The organism is Aeromonas sp. R10-1 (assembly GCF_040908465.1).
Classification (GTDB): Bacteria; Pseudomonadota; Gammaproteobacteria; order Enterobacterales; family Aeromonadaceae; genus Aeromonas; species Aeromonas caviae.
Genome location: NZ_JBFODT010000028.1, coordinates 41,566 through 60,420 on the forward strand (window position 1 = coordinate 41,566; position 18,855 = coordinate 60,420).

An 18,855-nucleotide genomic window follows, 5' to 3' on the forward strand; every position below is an offset into this window, starting at 1 on the left:
TACATCTTGGGGGTTTTTGCGCCGGAACGTGAGCACCATGGTCGCTCTGGGGGGGATGCTTGGATATAATGCGCCCGCTTTTTCCATAAGGATCCATCATGACTCAAGATGAAATGAAGAAGGCGGCCGGTTGGGCTGCGCTCAAATACGTGGTACCCGGCACCATCGTCGGGGTGGGCACCGGCTCTACCGTCAATCACTTCATCGACGCACTGGCGACCATGAAAGACCAGATCAAGGGCGCGGTGTCGAGCTCTATCGCCTCCACCGAGCGCCTCAAGGGTCTCGGCATCCCAGTGTTTGACCTCAACGACATCGATGCCCTCTCCGTCTACGTGGATGGTGCCGACGAGATCAACGCCAGCCGCGACATGATCAAGGGGGGCGGCGCCGCCCTGACCCGCGAGAAGATCGTCGCCGCCGTGGCCGACCAGTTCATCTGCATCATCGACAACACCAAGACCGTCGACGTGCTGGGCACCTTCCCCCTGCCGGTGGAAGTGATCCCCATGGCCCGCGAATACGTGGCCCGCGAGATCCGCGCCCTTGGCGGCAACCCGGTGTGGCGTGAAGGGGTGGTGACCGACAACGGCAACATCATCCTGGACGTCAAAGGCATGGCCATCACCGATGCCAAGGCTCTGGAAACCCGCCTCAACAGCATCGTGGGCGTGGTCACCAACGGCCTGTTCGCCCACCGTGGCGCCGACGTTGTGCTGATCGGCACCCCCGAGGGTGTGATCACCAACTAAGGCCTGCTCCCCGGACCTCCCCCTCCGGGCAAGCACCGCCCGGGTCAGTCAATCTGACTGCCCCAAATGGACAACGGCGCCTCATGGCGCCGTTTCTGGTTATTCCTCAATGGGTTGTAGCAGCACATCTGCAACAATCGTTGATAACTTCAAAGAATTTGACTTTCGTCACAAATATTCCCTCTCCCAAACGTTTTTGCTACTTTACGGTTTTCTTCACACTGCAAGCCTGAACGCATTTTTCAAAACAATAGAGGGAACGTCATGACAGCCAAGTTTTCGCTGGACAAGGATAAGATCAAGGTACTGCTGCTGGAGGGAGTCCATCCCAACACGGTGGAGACCTTTCGGGCAGCCGGCTACACCAATGTGGAATATCTGAAGACGTCCCTGTCGGAAGAGGAGTTGATCGAGCGCATTCGTGACGTGCATTTCGTGGGCCTGCGTTCACGCACCCAGATCACCGAGAAGGTGCTGGATGCCGCCACCAAGCTGGTGGCCATCGGCTGCTTCTGCATCGGCACCAACCAGGTCTCCCTCGACGCCGCCCACGTGCGCGGCATTCCCGTCTTCAACGCCCCCTTCTCCAACACCCGCTCCGTGGCCGAACTGGTACTGGGGGAGATCCTGCTGCTGCTGCGCGGCATTCCCGAGAAGAATGCCAAGTGCCATCGCGGCGTCTGGGAGAAGCTGGCCAACCGCAGCGTCGAAGCCCGCGGCAAGAAGCTCGGTATCATCGGCTACGGCCACATCGGCACCCAGCTTGGCATCATCGCCGAGATGATCGGCATGAAGGTCTACTACTACGACATCGAGAACAAGCTCTCCCTTGGCAACGCCATCCAGGTGCCGAACCTGGTGGAGCTGCTCAACATGTCTGACGTCATCAGCCTGCACGTACCGGAAACCGCCTCCACCAAGGATCTCATCGGTGCAGAGCAACTGCGCATGATGAAACCGGGCGCCATCTTCATCAACGCCTCCCGCGGCACCGTGGTGGACATCGACGCCCTGGCCGACGTCATCAAGAGCGGCCACCTCTCCGGCGCCGCCATCGACGTCTTCCCGGTGGAGCCCAAGTCCAACGACGAGGAGTTCCTCACCCCGCTGCGCGGCCTGGACAACGTGATCCTGACCCCCCACATCGGCGGCTCCACCCAGGAAGCCCAGGAGAACATCGGTCTGGAAGTGGCCAACAAGCTGGTCAAATACTCCGACAACGGCTCCACCCTCTCCGCGGTCAACTTCCCGGAAGTCTCCCTGCCCGGTCACAAGGGCTCCAGCCGCCTGCTGCACATTCACCGCAACCAGCCCGGCGTGATGAACCAGATCAACCAGATCTTCGCCGACGAGGGGATCAACATCGCCGGTCAGTACCTGCAGACCAGCAGCGAGATCGGTTACGTGGTCATCGACGTCGAAACCGAGCACAGCGAGAAGGCCCTGGCCCGTCTCAAAGAGATCAATGGCACCATCCGTGCCCGGATCCTGCACTGATAAGCCCTTATCTGCGCAGTAAAAAGCCCGTCGTGATGACGGGCTTTTTTATGTCAGGAGAAAGGTTGCTCTCGCAACCTACCACCAGCCCAGCAGGTTGCGGCCCACCAGGGCGCCCCACACCAGGGCGTTCAAGGTCAGGGCGATGAAGACGGCGGCGGAGCCCAGATCCTTGGCGCGGCCCGAGAGTTCGTGATGCTCGGAGCCGATGCGATCCACCACCGCCTCCACGGCGGAGTTGAGTACCTCGACGATCACCACCAGCCAGCTGATGCAGACGAGCAGCAGGATCTCGTTGAGGGAGTCACCTATCCAGAATGCCAGCGGCATCAGCAGCAGGATGAGCACCAGCTCCTGGCGGAAGGCGGCCTCGTTGATCCAGGCCGATTTGAGACCTTTCATGCTGTAACCGGTTGCGTTGATGATGCGGGTGATCCCGGTCGCGCCTGGCTTTGCCACGATAACTACCTCATTTGAAATGGCTTTTGGGTTCACATCCTATCAGAGCCGCCCAAGGTTTCCATCGGGTGACTTTTGCTTTATTTTATTCCCTTGCATTTTGGCATCCCGCCCACCTTATCCACTCGAGAATTGAGTCGTATGTCCATTCACACCGATGAATTGCGCACCCGTCGCCTGGAGGCCCTGATCACCCCCAGCGAGCTGGCGCACGCCTTCCCGTTAACCGACACCATCGCCCAGAACCTGCTGGATGCCCGCCGCCAAGTGGAAGCCATTCTGTCCGGTGAGGATCAGCGCCTGCTGGTCATCGTCGGCCCCTGCTCCATCCACGATCCCGCCGCCGCCCACGAATACGCCCTGCGTCTGAACACCCTGCGTAAAGAGTACAAAGAGAGCCTGTGCATCGTGATGCGCACCTACTTCGAAAAGCCGCGCACCATCGTCGGCTGGAAGGGGCTCATCAATGATCCGCGCCTGGATGGCAGTTTCGACGTCAATGAAGGGCTGAAACTGGCCCGCAAGCTGCTGGTGGACATCAACGAGACCGGCATGCCCACCGCCACCGAGTTCCTCGACATGGTGACCGGCCAGTACATCAGCGATCTCATCACCTGGGGCGCCATCGGCGCGCGCACCACCGAGTCCCAGGTTCACCGGGAGATGGCCTCCGCCCTCTCCTGCCCGGTGGGGTTCAAGAACGGCACCGACGGCAACACCCGCATCGCCATCGATGCGGTGCGCGCCGCCCGTCACAGCCACATCTTCTACTCCCCGGACAAGGACGGCAAGATGACCATCTACCGCACCGCCGGCAACCCCTACGGCCACGTGATCCTGCGCGGCGGCCACCGTCCCAACTACGACACCGCCAGCATCGACGAGGCGTGCGAGGCTCTGGCCCAAGTGGGACTGCCGGAGCGTCTGGTGGTGGACTTCAGCCACGGCAACAGCATGAAGGATCACCGCCGCCAACTGCTGGTGGCCCAGGATATCTGCGATCAGCTGCGCCGCGGTCGCACCGGCATCGCTGGCATCATGGCCGAGAGCTTCCTGGTGGAAGGGCGTCAGGACGTGGAGAACGGCTGTGCCGCCACCTTCGGCCAGAGCATCACCGATGCCTGTCTGTCGTGGAGTGACACCGAAACCCTGCTGGCCATGCTGGCAGAAGCCGCCCAGGTGCGGCTGGACAAGCAGAAAGCCTGAGCAACCGCTCAACGCTCCATCTACCAATGAAAAGAGCCAGGCATCACGGATGCCTGGCTCTTTTCATTTCCACAGTGATTCACTCGCCCCCTTGGCTTCACTCAGCCTCTGCAGGTTTTCAATGCTGTATCCGTAGTCGACGGAGCGGCTCCCTTCTCCCGCTTGTTTCAAAAGAATGGGAGACGGGCTGGGGATGAGGGGGAAGCCCGCCTCACAGGCTCGGCATAAACCAGGTGCGGCCGGCCGCCTCGATGCGATCGGTGCGGATCTGGAACACCCGCTCCAGCAGCGCCTCGTCGATGATCCCGACGTCCCCTTCCCCCACCACGCGGCCCTGTTGCAGGCAGAGCACGCGATCCGCCCAGTCGATGGCCAGATTGATGTCGTGGATGGCCACCACCACCAGCAATCCCTGCGCGGCCAGCTGCTTGAGCAGCCGCAGCAGCGCCATCTGGTGATGCAGATCCAGCCCCGCCAGGGGTTCGTCCAGCAGCAGCACCCGCCCGGTCGGGTTGAGGCTTGGCCACAGTTGCAGCAGGGTGCGGGCGATCAGCACCCGCTGCTGCTCCCCCCCGGACAAGCGGCTGAAGTCCCGTGCCAGCAGGGGCGCCAGTTCCAGGGCGTCGCACACATCCGCCACCGCCTGCGCCTGGGCATCGGGGCCCCCCTCCTCCAGCCCCAGGCTCAGCACCTGGAACACCGGGATGTGGAACAGCTGGGGCTGGCGCTGGGGCAGCATGGCGCGCCGCGTTGCAAGCTCGGGCCAGCTCAGGGTCGTGATGACCTCTCCTCCCAGCAAGACGGCGCCATCGGCGGGCAGCAGGCCCGCCAGGGCCCCGAGCAGGGAGGACTTGCCGCTGCCGTTGGGGCCGAGCAGGGCCACCAGCTGACCACCGGACCAGGCGAGATCCAGGGGGGCGAGGCGATGGGGGATGGCCAGGGCGCGGGCCTCCAGCCGCCAGGGGGCGGGATCAGCGGGACACATCGGCATCTTGCCTCAGCAGCAGATAGATAAAGAGCGGGGCACCCACCGAGGCAGTGATGACCCCGATGGGCAACTCACCGGCGTGCAGCGCCGAGCGGGCCACCAGATCGGCCCCGAGCAGCAGGGCGCCGCCCCCCAGCGCCGAGGCGGGCAGCAGGAAGCGCTGATCGCTGCCGCCGCACAGGCGCAGCAGGTGAGGCACCACCAGGCCGACGAAGCCGATGACGCCGCACAGGGAGACCGCCACCCCGGTGAGCAGGCAGACCGCCAGCACCAGGCGTACCCGCATGCTGTCCACGTTCAGCCCCATGAGGCGGGCCTGGGTCTCTCCCAGCAGCAGTTGTTGCAGTGCCCGCCCCTGCCAGCAGAGCCAGCCGAGGGTGAGGGGCAGCACCAGCCACCACCAGGCGAGCTGCTGGCTGCCGTAGGCGAGGCTGCCCATCATCCAGAACATGAATTCCCGCAAGGCGCCGTCGTCGGCGAAATACATCAGCCAGGTCATGGCCGCATTGGTGAGGATGCCGATGGCGACCCCGAACAGCAGCAGCCGCCCATGGCCGAGCCGTGCCCGGCGTGCGAGACGGATGAGCAGCATGGTCACCACCAGGGCGCCGCCAAAGGCCGCCAGCGACAGCCCCCAGCCCGGCAGATAGAGCCCGAGCCCCTTGGCCACCGCCATCGCCACCATGGCGGCCAGCCCAGCGCCGCTCGAGACGCCAAGCAGGCCGGGTTCCGCCACCGGGTTGTGCAGCATCACCTGGAGCACGGCACCGCCGCAGGCAAGGGAGGCCCCCGCCAGCAGAGCCAGCAGGGCGCGCGGCAGGCGCAGCTCCAGCAAGATACGCAGCTCCAGATCCCCCAGCGGCTGCCAGGGCAGCAGCACGAACTCCCCGAGGGCGAGGGAAAGCAGGAACAGGGCCAGGGTCAGCAGCGACAGCAGGAGCAGCCAGCGGCGCTGCCAGCGCTGCTGGCGACGGATGAGAGCGAGATACACAGGATCCCCAAGAAGCGAGGCCCGCCGGGGGGCAGGCAGGAAAGCTGCATGATAACAGCGCGTTACCACCCAAGGTCAAGGCTGGTAGGGCTTGGCCAGCGCCGCTATCTCGCCGCTCTCCACCATGGCTTGCAACGCCTGCGCCAGCTTGGGGCCTAGCTCGTGGTGGGGTGAGTGCTTGCTCATCCCGAGGTAGAGCACCACCGGGTTGGGGGGCTGGAAGGGTGCCTTGACGAGGCCGGCGTCGTTGCGCTGGCTCAGGGCGTAATCCACCTGGCAGTCGGTCCCTATCATCAGGGGCAGGTGACCCCGCTCCACCATGCGCTGCAACTGGTCTTCGGTGGGGACCCCGTGCTTGTCGAGCTGGGTGTCGCCATCGAAGGGGGGGAAGTAGGCGGAGTTGAGCACATAGCCTATCTCGCGGCCTCGCAGATCCTCGTAGCGCCTGAGGCCGGCCACGGCGGCGGGCTTGCCATAGAAGGCAGGCCGGCACTGGTAATAGGACGGCTGCAGGTAGTCGATGAAGGCGGCCCGCTCCTCGGTGTGAGCCAGCCCTATCATCAGATCCGCCTGACCGGTCTGCATCTGTTTGAGTGCCCGTCCCCAGGGCACCCGTTTGAGGGTGAGCACAATGCCGCTGCGTGCCTGCAACTGGCGCAGAATGTCGATATCCAGCCCCTGGAAGTCGTCGTTCTCTGCCAGCATGCGAAACGGCGGCCAGACATCGGTGGCCACCGTCAGGGTCGGCGCACCTTGCGCCCAGCAGGCAAACAACAGACAAAGCGCACCCCAGCTTGTCTTGCCCATCCAGCTTTCGCCTTCTTTTGTTACATCCTTGTGAGCTAAAAATACCCTCAAGCACCACTTATGAAAACCCATGGAGTCGAGATAAAATGCATTGATTTAAAAGGAGAACCTAATGAACCCCATCATGACCAGTATCGGCCTGCTCATCTGCAGCAACGTCTTCATGACGTTTGCCTGGTACGCCCATCTCAAGAGCATGAATCACAAACCCTGGATCATCGCCGCCCTGGTGAGCTGGGGGATAGCCCTGTTCGAATACCTGTTGCAGGTGCCCGCCAACCGCATCGGCCACACCGTGCTCTCCGTCGGCCAGCTCAAGATCCTGCAGGAGGTGATCACCCTCACCGTGTTCGTTCCCTTCTCCATCTTCTATCTGAAAGAAGACCTGAAGTGGGACTACCTCTGGGCGGGTCTGTGCATCCTGGGCGCGGTCTTTTTTGTGTTCCGCGAAAAACTGACCGGCGCCTGAGGCTGTACACTCAAGCCATTCATCATCCCCCAGCCCTTTGAGCGACGAGGCCCCTCATGGAATTGAGAGACATGCTGCAGATCCTGGCCAAACAGGACGGTTCCGATCTCTATCTCTCCACCGGCGCCCCCCCCTGCGCCAAGTTCAACGGCGCCCTGCGCCCCCTCACCCAGGAGCCCCTGGGGCCGGGCGAGGTGGCCCGCATCGCCTACGACATCATGGATCTCGAGCAGAAACAGCAGTTCGAGAAAGAGCTGGAGATGAACCTCGCCATCTCCCTGCCCCAGATAGGCCGTTTTCGGGTCAACATCTTCAAGCAGCGCAATGAAGTCTCCCTGGTGGCGCGCAACATCAAGACCGAGATCCCCCGCTTCGAGGATCTCAAACTCCCCCCGATACTCCTCGACACCATCATGGAGAAGCGGGGTCTGGTGCTCTTCGTCGGCGGCACGGGGTCCGGCAAGTCCACGTCGCTCGCGGCCCTCATCGATCATCGCAACCGCAACAGCGGCGGCCACATCATCACCATCGAGGATCCGGTGGAGTTCGTCCATCGCCACCAGAAGAGCATCATCAACCAGCGGGAGGTGGGGGTGGATACCCGCAGCTTCCACGCGGCCCTGAAGAACACCCTGCGCCAGGCGCCGGATGTCATCCTCATCGGCGAAATCCGCGATCGGGAGACCATGGAGCATGCCCTCGCCTTCTCGGAGACCGGGCATCTGGCCATCTCCACCCTGCACGCCAACAACGCCAACCAGGCGCTGGATCGCATCATCAACTTCTTCCCGGAGGAGCGCAGACCCCAGCTGCTCAACGACCTTGGCAACAACCTCAAGGCCTTTGTCTCCCAGCGGCTGGTGAAGACCACGGACGGCGGGCGCCGGGCGGCGGTGGAGGTGATGCTCGGGACCCACACGGTGCGCGATCTCATCAAGCGCGGCGAGTTTGGCGGCCTCAAGGAGATCATGGAAAAATCCAGGGCCCTTGGCATGGTGACCTTCGACAGTACCCTGTTCGATCTGGTGGTCGAGGGGGTGATCGACGAGGAGGAGGCGGTGAAGAACGCGGACTCCCAGAACAACCTGCGCCTCAAGATCAAACTCTGGCGGGAGAAGGGCCAGATAGGCAACAGTGCGGCGGCGAGCGGCTGGAGCCTGGAGCCCACCAAGGACGAGGGCGACCTCTTCTGAGACCGGGCACGGCGGCCACGAAAAAGGGAACCCTCGGGTTCCCTTTTGCATGTGGGCAGGCGTCAGCCCTTCTGGATCAGCCCTATCTGGCCGGGCTCGCACCACTCGAACGTCACCTCTTCGTGCTTGCCGCAGCAGGAGCCGCCACACAGGCGGCTCTCCCGCTTGGCGACGCGCCCCTTGCGCATCCAGACCCCGAGCATGGCCTCTACCGCATCCTCGGAGGTGTGGAAGTGGCGGGCCAGCGCCCGCCGGCTCACCTTCTTGTGCAGGGCCAGATAGTCCCCCAGTTCACGCAGGATCACAGAATACCCTCCCTCTCGGCGCACTCGTCCCTGACCATGAGCCCCTTCACAGGGTCACCACCTTGCGGGCGACGATGTCGCCGTGACGACGCCCCAGCCACCAGAGCAGCACCAGGGAGAGCAGATAGCTCAGGCTCCAGACCAGGCTCTGCGCCGGGTGGGCGGCGAAGGTCGCCAGTTGATAGAAGAGGGTGGCGCACAGGAAGGCGACGTAGTTGCACCAGGCGGCGGTGAACAGGGCCCACTGACGACCGGTCTCTCGCACCAGAGCCCCCATGGCGGCGGCGCAGGGCATGTAGAGCAGCACGAACAGCAGGTAGGCAAAGGCCCCGGCCACGCCGTCGAAGTGGGTCTGCATGTTGCCGTAGGTGGAGGTGTCCACCTCCTGGGCCTCGGCGGCCGCCTGCTTGTCCTCCAGATCCCCCACCTTGAGCCCCATGGGATCGGCGGGGTCGATGTCCGCCAGGTTGGCGGGAATGGTGGTCAGCGCCGCTTTCAGGCTGCCCAGCAGGGAGTATTCACTCTCCTCCTCATCACCGGCGCCGCCGGCGTAGAGGCTGTTGAGGGTAGCGACCACCGCCTCCTTGGCAAAGATGCCGGTGAGGATGCCCACCGTGGCCTGCCAGTTGTCGTCCCGCACACCTATGGGATGCAGCACCGGGGTCACGGACTGGCTCAGCTTGCTCAACACCGAGTTCTCCTGATCCTGGTTGCCGAAGCTGCCGTCGGTGCCGAGGGAGTTGAGCACGCTCAGCACCGCCACCATCAGGACGATGGTCTTGCCCGCGCCGAAGATGAAGCCCTTGAGTTTCTGCCAGGTGCGCAGCCCCACGTCCACCGGACGGGGCCACTCGTAATCGGGCATCTCCATCACCATGGAGTCGCTCTTGCCCGGCAGCAGGGTGCTGCGCAGGAAGAGGCCGGTGAGCACCGCCACCAGGATGCCGAACAGATAGAGACCGAACACCAGGTTCTGCCCCGACTCGGGGAAGAAGGCCACCGCGAACAGGGCGTAGACCGGCAGACGGGCACCGCAGGACATGAAGGGCGCCATGGCCGAGGTCATCAGCCGCTCGCGCTCCGACCCCAGGGTGCGAGTCGCCATCACCGCGGGCACGGTGCAGCCAAAGCCCATCAGCATGGGGACGAAGGCCTTGCCGGGCAAGCCGAGGCGACGCATCAGGGCGTCCACCACGAAGGCGGCGCGGGCCAGATAGCCGGAGCTCTCCAGCACCGCGAGGAAGAGAAAGAGGCAGCCCACCACGGGGATGAAGGTCGCCACCGTCTGCAAACCGGCACCCACGCCGTCCGCGAGCACGGCCCCCAGCCAGTCGGGGGCACTCATCAGCCCTAGCAGATGGTGCACTCCGTCCACGAACAGGGCCCCCCCGAGGATGTCGAAGAAGTCGATGAAGGCGCTGCCCACCTTGATGGCGAACATGAACATCAGGTACATCACCAGCAGGAAGAAGGGGATGCCCACCCAGCGGTTGAGCAGCACCCTGTCCAGCCGTTCGCTTTGGGCGACGGTGAGCTTGTCCTGATGACGGCACGCCTGCTGGCACCAGTGGTGGATATGGCCGTAGCGCAAATCAGCGAGTTGCAGGTCGATGTCCTGGGCGTGGTGGGCGCGGCTCACCACGTTGTCGGCCGCCGCCTGCTGCCCCGCCGCCAGGGTCTCCTGCATGGCGATGTCTTCCTCCAGCAGGCGCAGGGCGCGGCCACGGCGATGCAGATGATGGGGGGCGAGCAGGGTCTCCAGCTCGGCGATGTCCCCCTCGAGGGGCTGACCGTAGTCGAGCACCAGGGCGGGCTGGGACTGGCCGATAAACTGGTGGATCCCCTCTTTGAAGGCCGCCACCTGCTGGCGATTGTGGGCCGAGAGCGACACCACGGGGCACCCCAGCGCCTTGGCGAGCAAGGCCTCGTCGATGGTGATGCGTCGCTTTTGCAGCAGATCCATCTTGTTGAGCACCACCACCATGGGCAGCCCCAGCTCCCGCAGTTGCAGGGTGAGGTAGAGGGAGCGCTCCAGGTTGGCGGCATCGATGACGTTGAGCAGCAGATCCGGCTGCTGGCGCTGGACGAAGCGGCTGGCGATCTGCTCGTCCAGGCTCGCCTCCTGGTTGGCCAGGGCATAGATGCCGGGCAGGTCCACCAGGGTGTATTCCTGCCCGCGGGCAGCAAAGGCCCCCATCTTCTTGTCGACGGTGACCCCGCTCCAGTTCCCCACCTGCTGGCGGGAGCCGGTCAGGGCGTTGAACAGGGAGGTCTTGCCGCTGTTGGGATTGCCCACTGTGACCAGGTTGTAGCTCATACCGGCTCCACCTCGATTTGCTGGGCCAGACTCCGCTGCATGGAGAGGCAGATGCCCTGGCACTGGATCTGGAGCGGGTCCCCCAGGGGGGCGGCCCGCAGATAGAGGATCTCGGTCTGGGGCAGCAGCCCCATCACCATCAGCTTGCGCCGCAAGGCGCGGCCAAGGTGGTTCATGTGCGTGATGCGAGCGCTCTGTCCCGGCGACAGCTCTGTGAGTACCATGACGGGCTCCTGAAGTTAAACAAGAATAATTCGCTTTTAATGGGGGGATTATAAGCTGTGCCCTCAACATTTATTTGCGTAAAATCAAACTCCGCTTAGCTAACCGACAAAGTATTGCCATGAGTCACGACAACAACAGCCGCCTGGTCTATAGCACGGACGGCGGCATGATCAAGGAATCCGCCCCTGCCCAGCACGCTTCCCCCTTCCCCGCCGACGGGGTCGTGCGTATCCGCCGCGAGACCAAGGGACGCAAAGGGGCCGGGGTCATCAGCATCCACGGCGTTCCCGCCGAACAGCAGAAGGCCCTCACCACCCTGCTCAAGAAGAAGTGCGGTACCGGCGGCGGTCTCAAGGAGGGGATCATCGAGATCCAGGGGGACAAACGGGACCTGATCAAGGCCGAACTGGAGAAGGCCGGCTTTCAGGTCAAGCTGGTGGGGGGATAATTCCCCATCCCGCGCCTTGCCTCACCGGGGGTTTTTCCCTAGAATGCCCGCTCCCATCGAGGGGGAGTAGTCTCGCCACGGACCCGTTTCGTGCGCGATCCTGATCAACATACTTGGTGCCAACTCACCATGGTCAGGGTGATCCGGGCAATGCCGGATTTGACAAGACCTTTGACGGGCCAGTGCCAAAACCGGGGACGGATGGCGCAGGCTTGTCTTTGGTTTATAACAATTCCGTCCCCCGGTCATTTTTATGGAAGCCTTGTTAACCTCCACCATCAGCGTTGCCATCGCCGAGATCGGCGACAAGACACAGCTGCTGGCCCTGTTGCTCATCTGTCGTTTTCGCAAACCCTGGCCCATCATCGCCGGCATGCTGGCTGCCACCCTGCTCAACCACGCGGGTGCCGCCTGGATAGGGGAATTCATCAGTCGCTGGATGGATCCCAAGGTGATGACCTGGCTGGTCGCTGGCGCCTTCATCGCCATGGCCGCCTGGATCCTGGTGCCGGACAAGATGGATGATGAAGAGAGTTCCCTGGACAAGTACGGCCCCTTCATGGCCACCTTCGTGCTCTTCTTCATCGCCGAGATCGGTGACAAGACCCAGATAGCCACCGTGCTGCTGGCAGCCAAGTACGACTCCCTGATCCAGGTGATCACCGGTACCACCCTCGGCATGATGCTGGCCAACGTGCCCGTGGTGCTGCTCGGCAAGCTCGGGGCCGACAAGCTCCCCCTCAAGGGGATCCGCATTGCCTGCGCCATCCTCTTTGCGGGGCTTGGCATCTCCACCCTGATCTTCGCCTGACCTCCAAAGAAGCCGGCGGGGGATCAGCGTGAGCACTGATCGCCACCGCCGCCCCGGACGTCCTTCAGGCCCCCTCCTCACGGCGGGGGCCTTTTTAGTGCAAAGACATGGCCCCGTGCCGCGACCTGTGTCGCAGCGCCGACGGCGCCCCTGCCCCGAGACGCGTCGCCGTGCCATAATGCCTTATCTTTCAGGCATCACGGCTTCAGGAGCCCCCATGCACCTCACCTCAAGACAGACCCTGCTCGACTGGGTCAGGCGCGGCCGCCTGCCACGGGCCTCGCTGCCTGCCGCCCTTGCCCTGTGCGATCTGCCCCCCGGCCCTGCCCGCTGGCAGTGGCTGTTCGACAGGCTGCTGCTCTGGCTCGGCTGCCTCTGCCTTGGCGCCGGCCTCGTCTTCTTTGTCGCCTTCAACTGGCAGGCCCTGGGGCGCCTCTCACGTCTCGCCCTGCTGGAGCTGCCGTTGCTCACCATGCTCCTGGTGCTCTGGCGCAAACCCATGAGTGATACCCCGCGCCAGGCCCTGCTGCTGGCCCTGGCCCTCAACCTCGGCGCCCTGCTCGCCCTGGTGGGCCAGACCTACCAGACCGGCGCCGACCCCTGGCAGCTCTTCGCCACCTGGGCCCTGATGCTGCTGCCGCTGGCGGCCCTTGGCAGAAGCCCGCTGCTCTGGACCCTGGCCTGGCTGCTCGGTCAGCTCGCCCTGGTGCTCTACTGGCGGCTCGGCCTTCTCGATCTCTTCTTCTCCTTCAACGAGGAGGCCCTCGGCTGGTGCCTGACCCTGCTCAACGCCGCCCTCTGGGGTCTGCTCATCCTGGTGCCCGCCCGCTACGCCCTGATGCCCTCCTGGCTCGCGGGGCTGGCCGCGGGGCTCGGCATCACCCTGCTCACCCTGCTGGCCCTGTTCGATGCCGCCTCTCCCTGGGTCTGGCCTGCCTGGCTCGCCTGGCTCGGCGCCGCCTACCTGCGCTGGCACCACAGGTTCATCGCCGGGCTCGCCATGGGGTGCCTGAGCCTCATCGCCGTGATCCTCGCGGCCCTTGGCAAGTGGATGGAGCCGGACATGAACGGCTTTTTGCTGCTGGCCCTCATCGCCATCGGCCTGTCGGTGATGGCCAGCCGCTGGCTGCAACAACAACGGAGGCAGCATGTCTGATCTCACCCCCTGGGAGCGCCTGCGTGCAGCCCAACTTGTGGAAGGGGATGCCCCCCGGGATGAACAGCCCCACTGGTCGGGCCGTTTTCTGCTCGGCATGGTGGGCTGGATAGCCGCCCTCTTCCTGCTCTTCTTCCTCTTCATGGCCTTCGAGCAGCTGACCCGCGACCCCAACAACGCCCTCACCATGGGGATGGTGCTGATGGCCTCCGCCCTCGGTCTCAACCGCATGGCGACCCGCAGCGATCTCTGGGATCAGTTCGTGCTGGCGCTGGCGCTGGCGGCAGATGCCTGGCTGCTCTACGGCCTGCTGGACAGGCTGGATCTGAACGTCGCGTGGCTCTGGTTCGGTCTGACCGCCTTCTCCCTCGGGGTGGCCGCCCTGTTCGAGCACTGGCTGATCAGGCTGTTCCACAGCTTCACCGCCGCCATCCTGCTCACCCTCGCCCTCGCCTGCCTCGGCCTGCACCTGCTGGCCCTGCCGCTGGTGATGGGCGCCGTCGCCCTGTGCTGGCTGCAGGCGGAGCGCGATCCCGCCCGCCATCTGCTCTATGAATCCCTCACCCTGGGGCTGGCACTCTCCCTGCTGGTGCTGGGACGGCTGCACCACCCCCTGTGGGAGGGAGGCACCAGCGTGCTCAATGAGCTCGGCAGCTCCCGCCTGCCCCTCTGGCTCAATCCCCTGCTCTGCGCCGCCCTGCTGCTCGCGGTCATGGTTCGCCTCAGGCTGCCGCTGCGCTACGGGCTGCCGCTGGTGGTGATCAGCGCCATCATTCCCGGCATGGGGGCTGGCGCCCTGGTGCTGGTGCTCGGCTTCTACGCCGGCAGCCTGGCCCTGATGACCCTGGCAGGCCTCCTGCTGCTCGGCTTTGGCTCCCTCTATTACTACGATCTGGGGCTGACCCTGATGACCAAGTCCTGGCTGCTGCTCGCCTCGGGGGCCCTGCTGCTCGGTACCCGTCAGTGGCTCAAGCACCTTCACAACGGGAGCCCCTCATGAGACGCCTCGCCTTTTTGCTGACCGGTCTTGCCCTGCTCGCCGGCATCAACGCCACCGTCTGGCGCTTCGAGCACGCCATGAGCCAGGGGGAGGTGGTGCTGATCGAGCTGGCACCGGTCGACCCCCGCTCCCTGATGCAGGGGGACTACATGCGCCTGAACTACGCCCTCGCCCGCCAGTTGGCGGGCCGCCAGGCCGCCGCCGGCCCCCACACCCTGGTCGTTCGCCTGGATGAACATCAGGTGGTGCACTGGGTGGAAGGGGGCAAGCCCGAGGCCCCGGGCCCGGGGGAGCGTCTGCTCAAGGTGCGCCAGCGCGACGGCCAGTGGTTTATCGGGCCTGACGCCTTCTTCTTCGAAGAGGGCACGGGAGATCAATATGAGTCGGCCCGCTACGGCGAGTTTCGCCTGCAAGAGGATGGCAACACCCTGCTGGTGGGGCTGAGGGACGAGGCGTTCACCCCCCTGGGTCACACCCGCCCGGCCTGGTAAAAAGGGGGCGCCGACCCGGTTGTGAGTGGCAAGATGATGACGGCCCCCGGCGGATAACGTCTGCGCCGGGTGGCGAAACGCCGTGACTTGGCAACACTTGAAACTGGGCACTCGGCAGCAGGACGGTCAGGATGAACATAGACATTGCAGTCCCCCTTCGCAGACTGGTCGCCTGCGCCGCCCTCGCGGCCATGGTCTGGGGCACTCCCGTGACCCAGGCCAGCCCGGCGCTCGCCAGCCTGCACTACCTCACCGAAGAGTACAAACCCTACAACTTCACCGGGGAGGATGGCGCCCCGACCGGCTTTGCCATCGACCTGCTGCACCTGGTGTGGCAAAAGACCGGCACCCCTGTCCAGCCCGTCAGCATCCTCCCCTGGGCCAGGGGCTACTACCTGCTGACCCAGAAACCCAATGTGGTGCTCTTCTCCACCGCCCGCACCGAGGCGCGCAATCCCCTGTTCAAGTGGGCCTGCCCCATCGGCTATGCCGAGATAGTGCTGATGGGGCTCGCCAGTCGCCCCCTGACCTTGACCCGCCTGGAAGATGCCCAGCGCTACACCATAGGCGCCGTGCGATCCGATGTGGGGGAGCAACTGCTGCTCAACGCAGGCTTCGACGAGCAGAAGATCATGACCGCCAACCGCCTCTCCCAGGCCCTGCGCATGCTCACCTCGGGCCGGGTCGATCTGGTCTCCAGCAACAAGTCCACCCTGCTGGATCTCATCAAGACCCAGCAGCTGGATCCTGCCCAGTTCGAGGTGCGCTGGATGTTGAGCTCCGAGCAGTACTGTTTCGCCTTCAGCCACCCGGTGGACGATGCCCTGGTCAGGGAGTTCCAGCTCGGCCTGACCCAGGTGCTGGCCAGCAGCGACTTCCAGCAGCTCCAGCACAAATACTTCCCCTCCCCCTGACCCCTTCCCCCGCCGGGGCCGCCAAGGCCCCGGCCCGCCTTTGAGCCAGCGCACGAAACCCGTTTAATGTTCGCCACTTACAACGACAAGGGGTGACGCAGACCGCCTCGGGTCCGTAATATAGGGCGCAGGAGCCTGTTGGCCCCTTTTTCACGGCAAGGGGCAGGGCGCACGGTGGCAGCGACAGTCAGGGGCGGCAGCGTGCCCGCTGGCCGCCTTCATCGGGCAGCGCCGCGCTCACGCCCTTCCCCGCCATCTCTCCGATCTCTTGGGAATACACATGCACAACACAGCGAAATGGTTGATGAGTCTCTCGGTCTGCGCCCTTCTGATGGCCTGCGGCGGTGACAAGACCACCGGCAAGGCCTGCCTCGGGTCAAACAACGACACCCTGGTGGAGGGGATGCAGGACAAATGCAAGGCGGGGGACATTGTCGCCACCAAGCACCCGGCCTATTTCTGCGATTTCAACTACGCGGTCACCTTCAACAGCTACAACTCCGCGATTTGCGTCTACTCCGGCGGTCTGAAACCGGAGAGAACCACGGAAAAATCATGACTGGCGACCCATTTGCCCCGTCTGACACGAAGAGGGCGGCAGGATATGTGGTCAACACCCGGGCGGCGGTGCCGCCAGGCCATCCGGGGGCGGCTTCGCCCCTATTTCACCCGCATCAGACGGTGATGCTGCCCGGCGCACTCGAGCTGGAGCACCTGGGATCGGGCCATGGCCTCCACCCTGGCCAGCATCTCGGCGCTGTAGCCCTTGCGGCGCATCCATTGCAAGGGCTCCTCGAAGCCCCCTTCGTTGACCACGAAGGTATCTGTGTAGGACTCCTTGACGATGCTGACCACCCAGATGCGCTGCTGAAACTCGCAGAGTCCGGCCACCAGGGTGGCCGCCCGCCCGGCCAGGGCGCGCACACGGCGGGCAAGAAGATGAACCATGGTATGGGCTCCGAACTGATAAAAGGGAAAACAGACTGGCACCCGGGTGGACGCGCCACCCTGTGCCCTCTCAACCCGCCCCGCTCCTATCGCGGGGCAGACACCTGACTGGAAGGAGGCGGGTTCCCGCCCTCCCCTGCGGCCCGGCGCTGGCGCTTGACCGCATACATGCTCGCATCGGCCCGGTTCAGCGCCTCCTCGACGCTGACCTCGGCCGGCATCACGGCCACCGCCCCCACGCTGGCACCGGGATAATGGATCACCTTGTCCCCCACCGGCAGTGACAGCACGCTGTGCTCGAACAGGCGCTGGCGAAACGCCGCCACCGCCCCGTCCAGCGTGTCGGCGCCCGGGAAAGGCCCCATGCCCACGGCCACGAACTCGTCCCCCCCAAAGCGGGCCAGCAGATCGCCGCCGCGCAGGGTCTCCCCCAGTTGCCGCGCCATGGCGGTGAGCAGCCTGTCCCCCGCCTCGTGGCCATACTCGTCGTTGATGGCCTTGAAGCCATCGAGATCCACAAAGGCGATGAGCACCGGATGCCCCGCCCGCTCCGACAACGAGAAGAGGCGGGTGAGTTCGAGCATCAGGGCGCGGCGGTTGGGGAGCCCGGTGAGGGGGTCGGAGAGGGCCAGGCGCGAGAGCTCGTCGTTGGCCTGCTGCAATTGCCGCAGCAGTTGCTCCCGCTCCACCTGTTCGGCAATCAGGTGCGCGAAGAAGGCGATGAGCTGCTGCGCACCCGCCACCGCGGGTTTTTGTTCGGTACTGGCGCCGCACAGGGTGCCATAGAGGGAGCCGGTCGAGGTGCGCACCGGGCTGCTCAGATAGGAGCGAATGCCGAGCTCGCTGGCCGCCTGGGAGTCCCCCCACAGAGCGGCGACGTCATCGGTGTAACCAATCTCTTCGTCGATGGCACGGCGACACAGGGTATCGCTCCACTCCACCGTCATCCCCTCGGGGATCTGCAGCCCGGCCGCATTGCGGGCAAACAGAACATGCTGGCTGCTTTGCCCGAGGTCAATCTCGGTAAGATAGGTCGACTCCAGCCCGGTCACCGACGCCAGCATTTCCAGCAAGGGGCGGGTCAGGCTCTCCAGATCCCGTGCGTTTATCATCTGCTCCGAGAGCGCCAGCAAAATTTTATCCATGCCTACCTCCACTACTGCGTGCATCTGATGGGCGACTACCTTAGCCAACTCGGGGCGGGCCCGACAAGCGGCAGACCGCGATTGACCGGGGGAAAGATCGATTTGTTCACATTTTGGCATAACCGGACCCCAAGCGGCGTCGCCATGCGAAACACAGGGGCACAACCCTGCCCTCGCCCCTGGGTGCCGGGTCGATTCCCGCCACGTATTCGTCCACGGTAATCATCCCCTCGCCCCTTGAGGGAGAGAGTCAAGGTGTGGGGTCATTCACCGTCATTTGGCATGGCTACGCCGTAGGGTCGGTAGGGTCGATTAGCGAAGCGTAATCGTCCGCGGTAACCATCCCCTCTCCCCTTGGGGGAGAGGGTTAGGGTGAGGGATGGGTAACGGCATTGCCTGGCGAATGCTGCCCCACGCCTCAATGGCACGGCTTCGCCGCGCAGGACGCGAGGACTCCGTCCTCGACAGGGTTCCACCCGCCAACCTCGGCGACTTCGGTTTGATCCCCTCTTCCCTTGCGGGAGAGGGCTAGGGTGAGGGGTCGGTAACGGCATTGCCTGGTGAATGCCGCCCCACGCCTCAATGGCATGGCTTCGCCGTGCAGGACACGAGGGCGCTGCCCTCGATGGGGTTTCGCCCGCCAGCCTCGGCGACTTCGGTTTGATCCCCTCTTCCCTTGGGGGAGAGGGTCAGGGTGAGGGGTCGGTAACGGCATTGCCTGGCGAATGTCGTC

Annotated in this window: 21 protein-coding genes; 12 read left to right on the plus strand and 9 right to left on the minus strand. The window is 64.4% G+C overall.

The features are described from left to right. Positions 1–98: 98 nt before the first annotated feature. Positions 99–752 carry a ribose-5-phosphate isomerase RpiA gene (rpiA, locus tag AB5Y93_RS14655; RefSeq protein ID WP_039040383.1) on the plus strand — a complete coding sequence of 218 codons (654 nt, stop codon included), beginning with the start codon at positions 99–101 and terminating at the stop codon, positions 750–752. 264 nt (positions 753–1,016) lie between these two features. Further along, a complete protein-coding gene (gene serA, locus AB5Y93_RS14660) occupies positions 1,017–2,249 on the plus strand; it encodes a phosphoglycerate dehydrogenase (protein WP_039040384.1) in 1,233 nt (410 codons plus the stop codon). A gap of 78 nt (positions 2,250–2,327) precedes the next feature. Here the strand turns inward: serA and AB5Y93_RS14665 are convergent, their stop codons facing one another. Beyond that, positions 2,328–2,708 (minus strand): diacylglycerol kinase, encoded by a 381-nt coding sequence (locus AB5Y93_RS14665; protein WP_253585127.1) that lies wholly within the window; start codon positions 2,706–2,708, stop codon positions 2,328–2,330. Positions 2,709–2,849: 141 nt separating this feature from the next. Here AB5Y93_RS14665 and AB5Y93_RS14670 point away from each other — a divergent pair, with 141 nt between their 5' ends. Further along, complete coding sequence (locus tag AB5Y93_RS14670; RefSeq protein WP_368229709.1) at positions 2,850–3,914, plus strand: 3-deoxy-7-phosphoheptulonate synthase; 1,065 nt, start codon at positions 2,850–2,852, stop codon at positions 3,912–3,914. Positions 3,915–4,125: 211 nt separating this feature from the next. Here AB5Y93_RS14670 and AB5Y93_RS14675 read toward each other — a convergent pair whose 3' ends face one another. From AB5Y93_RS14675 to AB5Y93_RS14685, 3 genes are all read right to left on the minus strand, one after another. Then, positions 4,126–4,899, minus strand: a complete 774-nt coding sequence (locus AB5Y93_RS14675) for an ATP-binding cassette domain-containing protein (RefSeq protein ID WP_042014689.1) — start codon at positions 4,897–4,899, stop codon at positions 4,126–4,128. Continuing rightward, positions 4,886–5,893, minus strand: coding sequence for a vitamin B12 ABC transporter permease BtuC (gene btuC, locus AB5Y93_RS14680; protein ID WP_039041213.1), 1,008 nt, complete (start codon positions 5,891–5,893; stop codon positions 4,886–4,888). Before btuC ends, AB5Y93_RS14675 begins: the two co-directional genes overlap by 14 nt. 75 nt (positions 5,894–5,968) lie before the next feature. Continuing rightward, positions 5,969–6,700, minus strand: a complete 732-nt coding sequence (locus tag AB5Y93_RS14685) for an ABC transporter substrate-binding protein (RefSeq protein ID WP_039041212.1) — start codon at positions 6,698–6,700, stop codon at positions 5,969–5,971. 112 nt (positions 6,701–6,812) lie between these two features. On the opposite strand from AB5Y93_RS14685, the gene AB5Y93_RS14690 reads away from it, so the two are divergent. Next, positions 6,813–7,169 (plus strand): DMT family protein, encoded by a 357-nt coding sequence (locus AB5Y93_RS14690; protein ID WP_010675200.1) that lies wholly within the window; start codon positions 6,813–6,815, stop codon positions 7,167–7,169. Between the two features lie 56 nt (positions 7,170–7,225). Then, positions 7,226–8,362: a type IVa pilus ATPase TapW gene (gene tapW / locus AB5Y93_RS14695; RefSeq protein ID WP_368229710.1), complete on the plus strand. Its 1,137-nt coding sequence runs from the start codon at positions 7,226–7,228 to the stop codon at positions 8,360–8,362. Positions 8,363–8,424: 62 nt separating this feature from the next. Here the strand turns inward: tapW and AB5Y93_RS14700 are convergent, their stop codons facing one another. Genes AB5Y93_RS14700 through AB5Y93_RS14710 form a run of 3 tightly spaced genes read right to left on the minus strand, consistent with a single transcriptional unit; the run spans position 8,425 to position 11,208 of the window. Then, positions 8,425–8,667 carry a FeoC-like transcriptional regulator gene (locus tag AB5Y93_RS14700; protein WP_010675202.1) on the minus strand — a complete coding sequence of 81 codons (243 nt, stop codon included), beginning with the start codon at positions 8,665–8,667 and terminating at the stop codon, positions 8,425–8,427. A gap of 46 nt (positions 8,668–8,713) precedes the next feature. Further along, positions 8,714–10,984, minus strand: a complete 2,271-nt coding sequence (gene feoB, locus AB5Y93_RS14705; protein ID WP_368229711.1) for a Fe(2+) transporter permease subunit FeoB — start codon at positions 10,982–10,984, stop codon at positions 8,714–8,716. Continuing rightward, positions 10,981–11,208 carry a FeoA family protein gene (locus AB5Y93_RS14710; protein WP_010675204.1) on the minus strand — a complete coding sequence of 76 codons (228 nt, stop codon included), beginning with the start codon at positions 11,206–11,208 and terminating at the stop codon, positions 10,981–10,983. The genes feoB and AB5Y93_RS14710 overlap by 4 nt, the downstream gene beginning before the upstream one ends. Positions 11,209–11,327: 119 nt before the next feature. Between AB5Y93_RS14710 and AB5Y93_RS14715 the strand changes: the two genes are divergently transcribed. From AB5Y93_RS14715 to AB5Y93_RS14745, 7 genes are all read left to right on the plus strand, one after another. Beyond that, entirely contained in the window at positions 11,328–11,657 is a 330-nt protein-coding gene (locus tag AB5Y93_RS14715) for a translation initiation factor (protein ID WP_368229712.1), read from the plus strand. A 253-nt stretch (positions 11,658–11,910) separates the two neighbouring features. Then, a complete protein-coding gene (locus AB5Y93_RS14720) occupies positions 11,911–12,468 on the plus strand; it encodes a TMEM165/GDT1 family protein (protein ID WP_010675206.1) in 558 nt (185 codons plus the stop codon). A 217-nt stretch (positions 12,469–12,685) separates the two neighbouring features. Next, positions 12,686–13,624, plus strand: coding sequence for a DUF2157 domain-containing protein (locus tag AB5Y93_RS14725; protein WP_039041207.1), 939 nt, complete (start codon positions 12,686–12,688; stop codon positions 13,622–13,624). Beyond that, complete coding sequence (locus AB5Y93_RS14730) at positions 13,617–14,624, plus strand: DUF4401 domain-containing protein (protein WP_368229713.1); 1,008 nt, start codon at positions 13,617–13,619, stop codon at positions 14,622–14,624. The genes AB5Y93_RS14725 and AB5Y93_RS14730 overlap by 8 nt, the downstream gene beginning before the upstream one ends. Beyond that, positions 14,621–15,115 (plus strand): GDYXXLXY domain-containing protein, encoded by a 495-nt coding sequence (locus AB5Y93_RS14735; RefSeq protein ID WP_319873250.1) that lies wholly within the window; start codon positions 14,621–14,623, stop codon positions 15,113–15,115. Before AB5Y93_RS14730 ends, AB5Y93_RS14735 begins: the two co-directional genes overlap by 4 nt. Before the next feature lie 191 nt (positions 15,116–15,306). After that, positions 15,307–16,029: an ABC transporter substrate-binding protein gene (locus AB5Y93_RS14740; RefSeq protein WP_214003785.1), complete on the plus strand. Its 723-nt coding sequence runs from the start codon at positions 15,307–15,309 to the stop codon at positions 16,027–16,029. 280 nt (positions 16,030–16,309) lie between these two features. Next, positions 16,310–16,588: a hypothetical protein gene (locus tag AB5Y93_RS14745; RefSeq protein WP_029314742.1), complete on the plus strand. Its 279-nt coding sequence runs from the start codon at positions 16,310–16,312 to the stop codon at positions 16,586–16,588. A gap of 101 nt (positions 16,589–16,689) precedes the next feature. Here AB5Y93_RS14745 and AB5Y93_RS14750 read toward each other — a convergent pair whose 3' ends face one another. Together AB5Y93_RS14750 and AB5Y93_RS14755 are read right to left on the minus strand one after the other, a co-directional pair. Then, positions 16,690–16,977, minus strand: a complete 288-nt coding sequence (locus AB5Y93_RS14750) for a hypothetical protein (protein WP_039041204.1) — start codon at positions 16,975–16,977, stop codon at positions 16,690–16,692. A gap of 86 nt (positions 16,978–17,063) precedes the next feature. Next, positions 17,064–18,122 (minus strand): GGDEF domain-containing protein, encoded by a 1,059-nt coding sequence (locus AB5Y93_RS14755; protein WP_368229714.1) that lies wholly within the window; start codon positions 18,120–18,122, stop codon positions 17,064–17,066. Between the last annotated feature and the right edge of the window lie 733 nt (positions 18,123–18,855).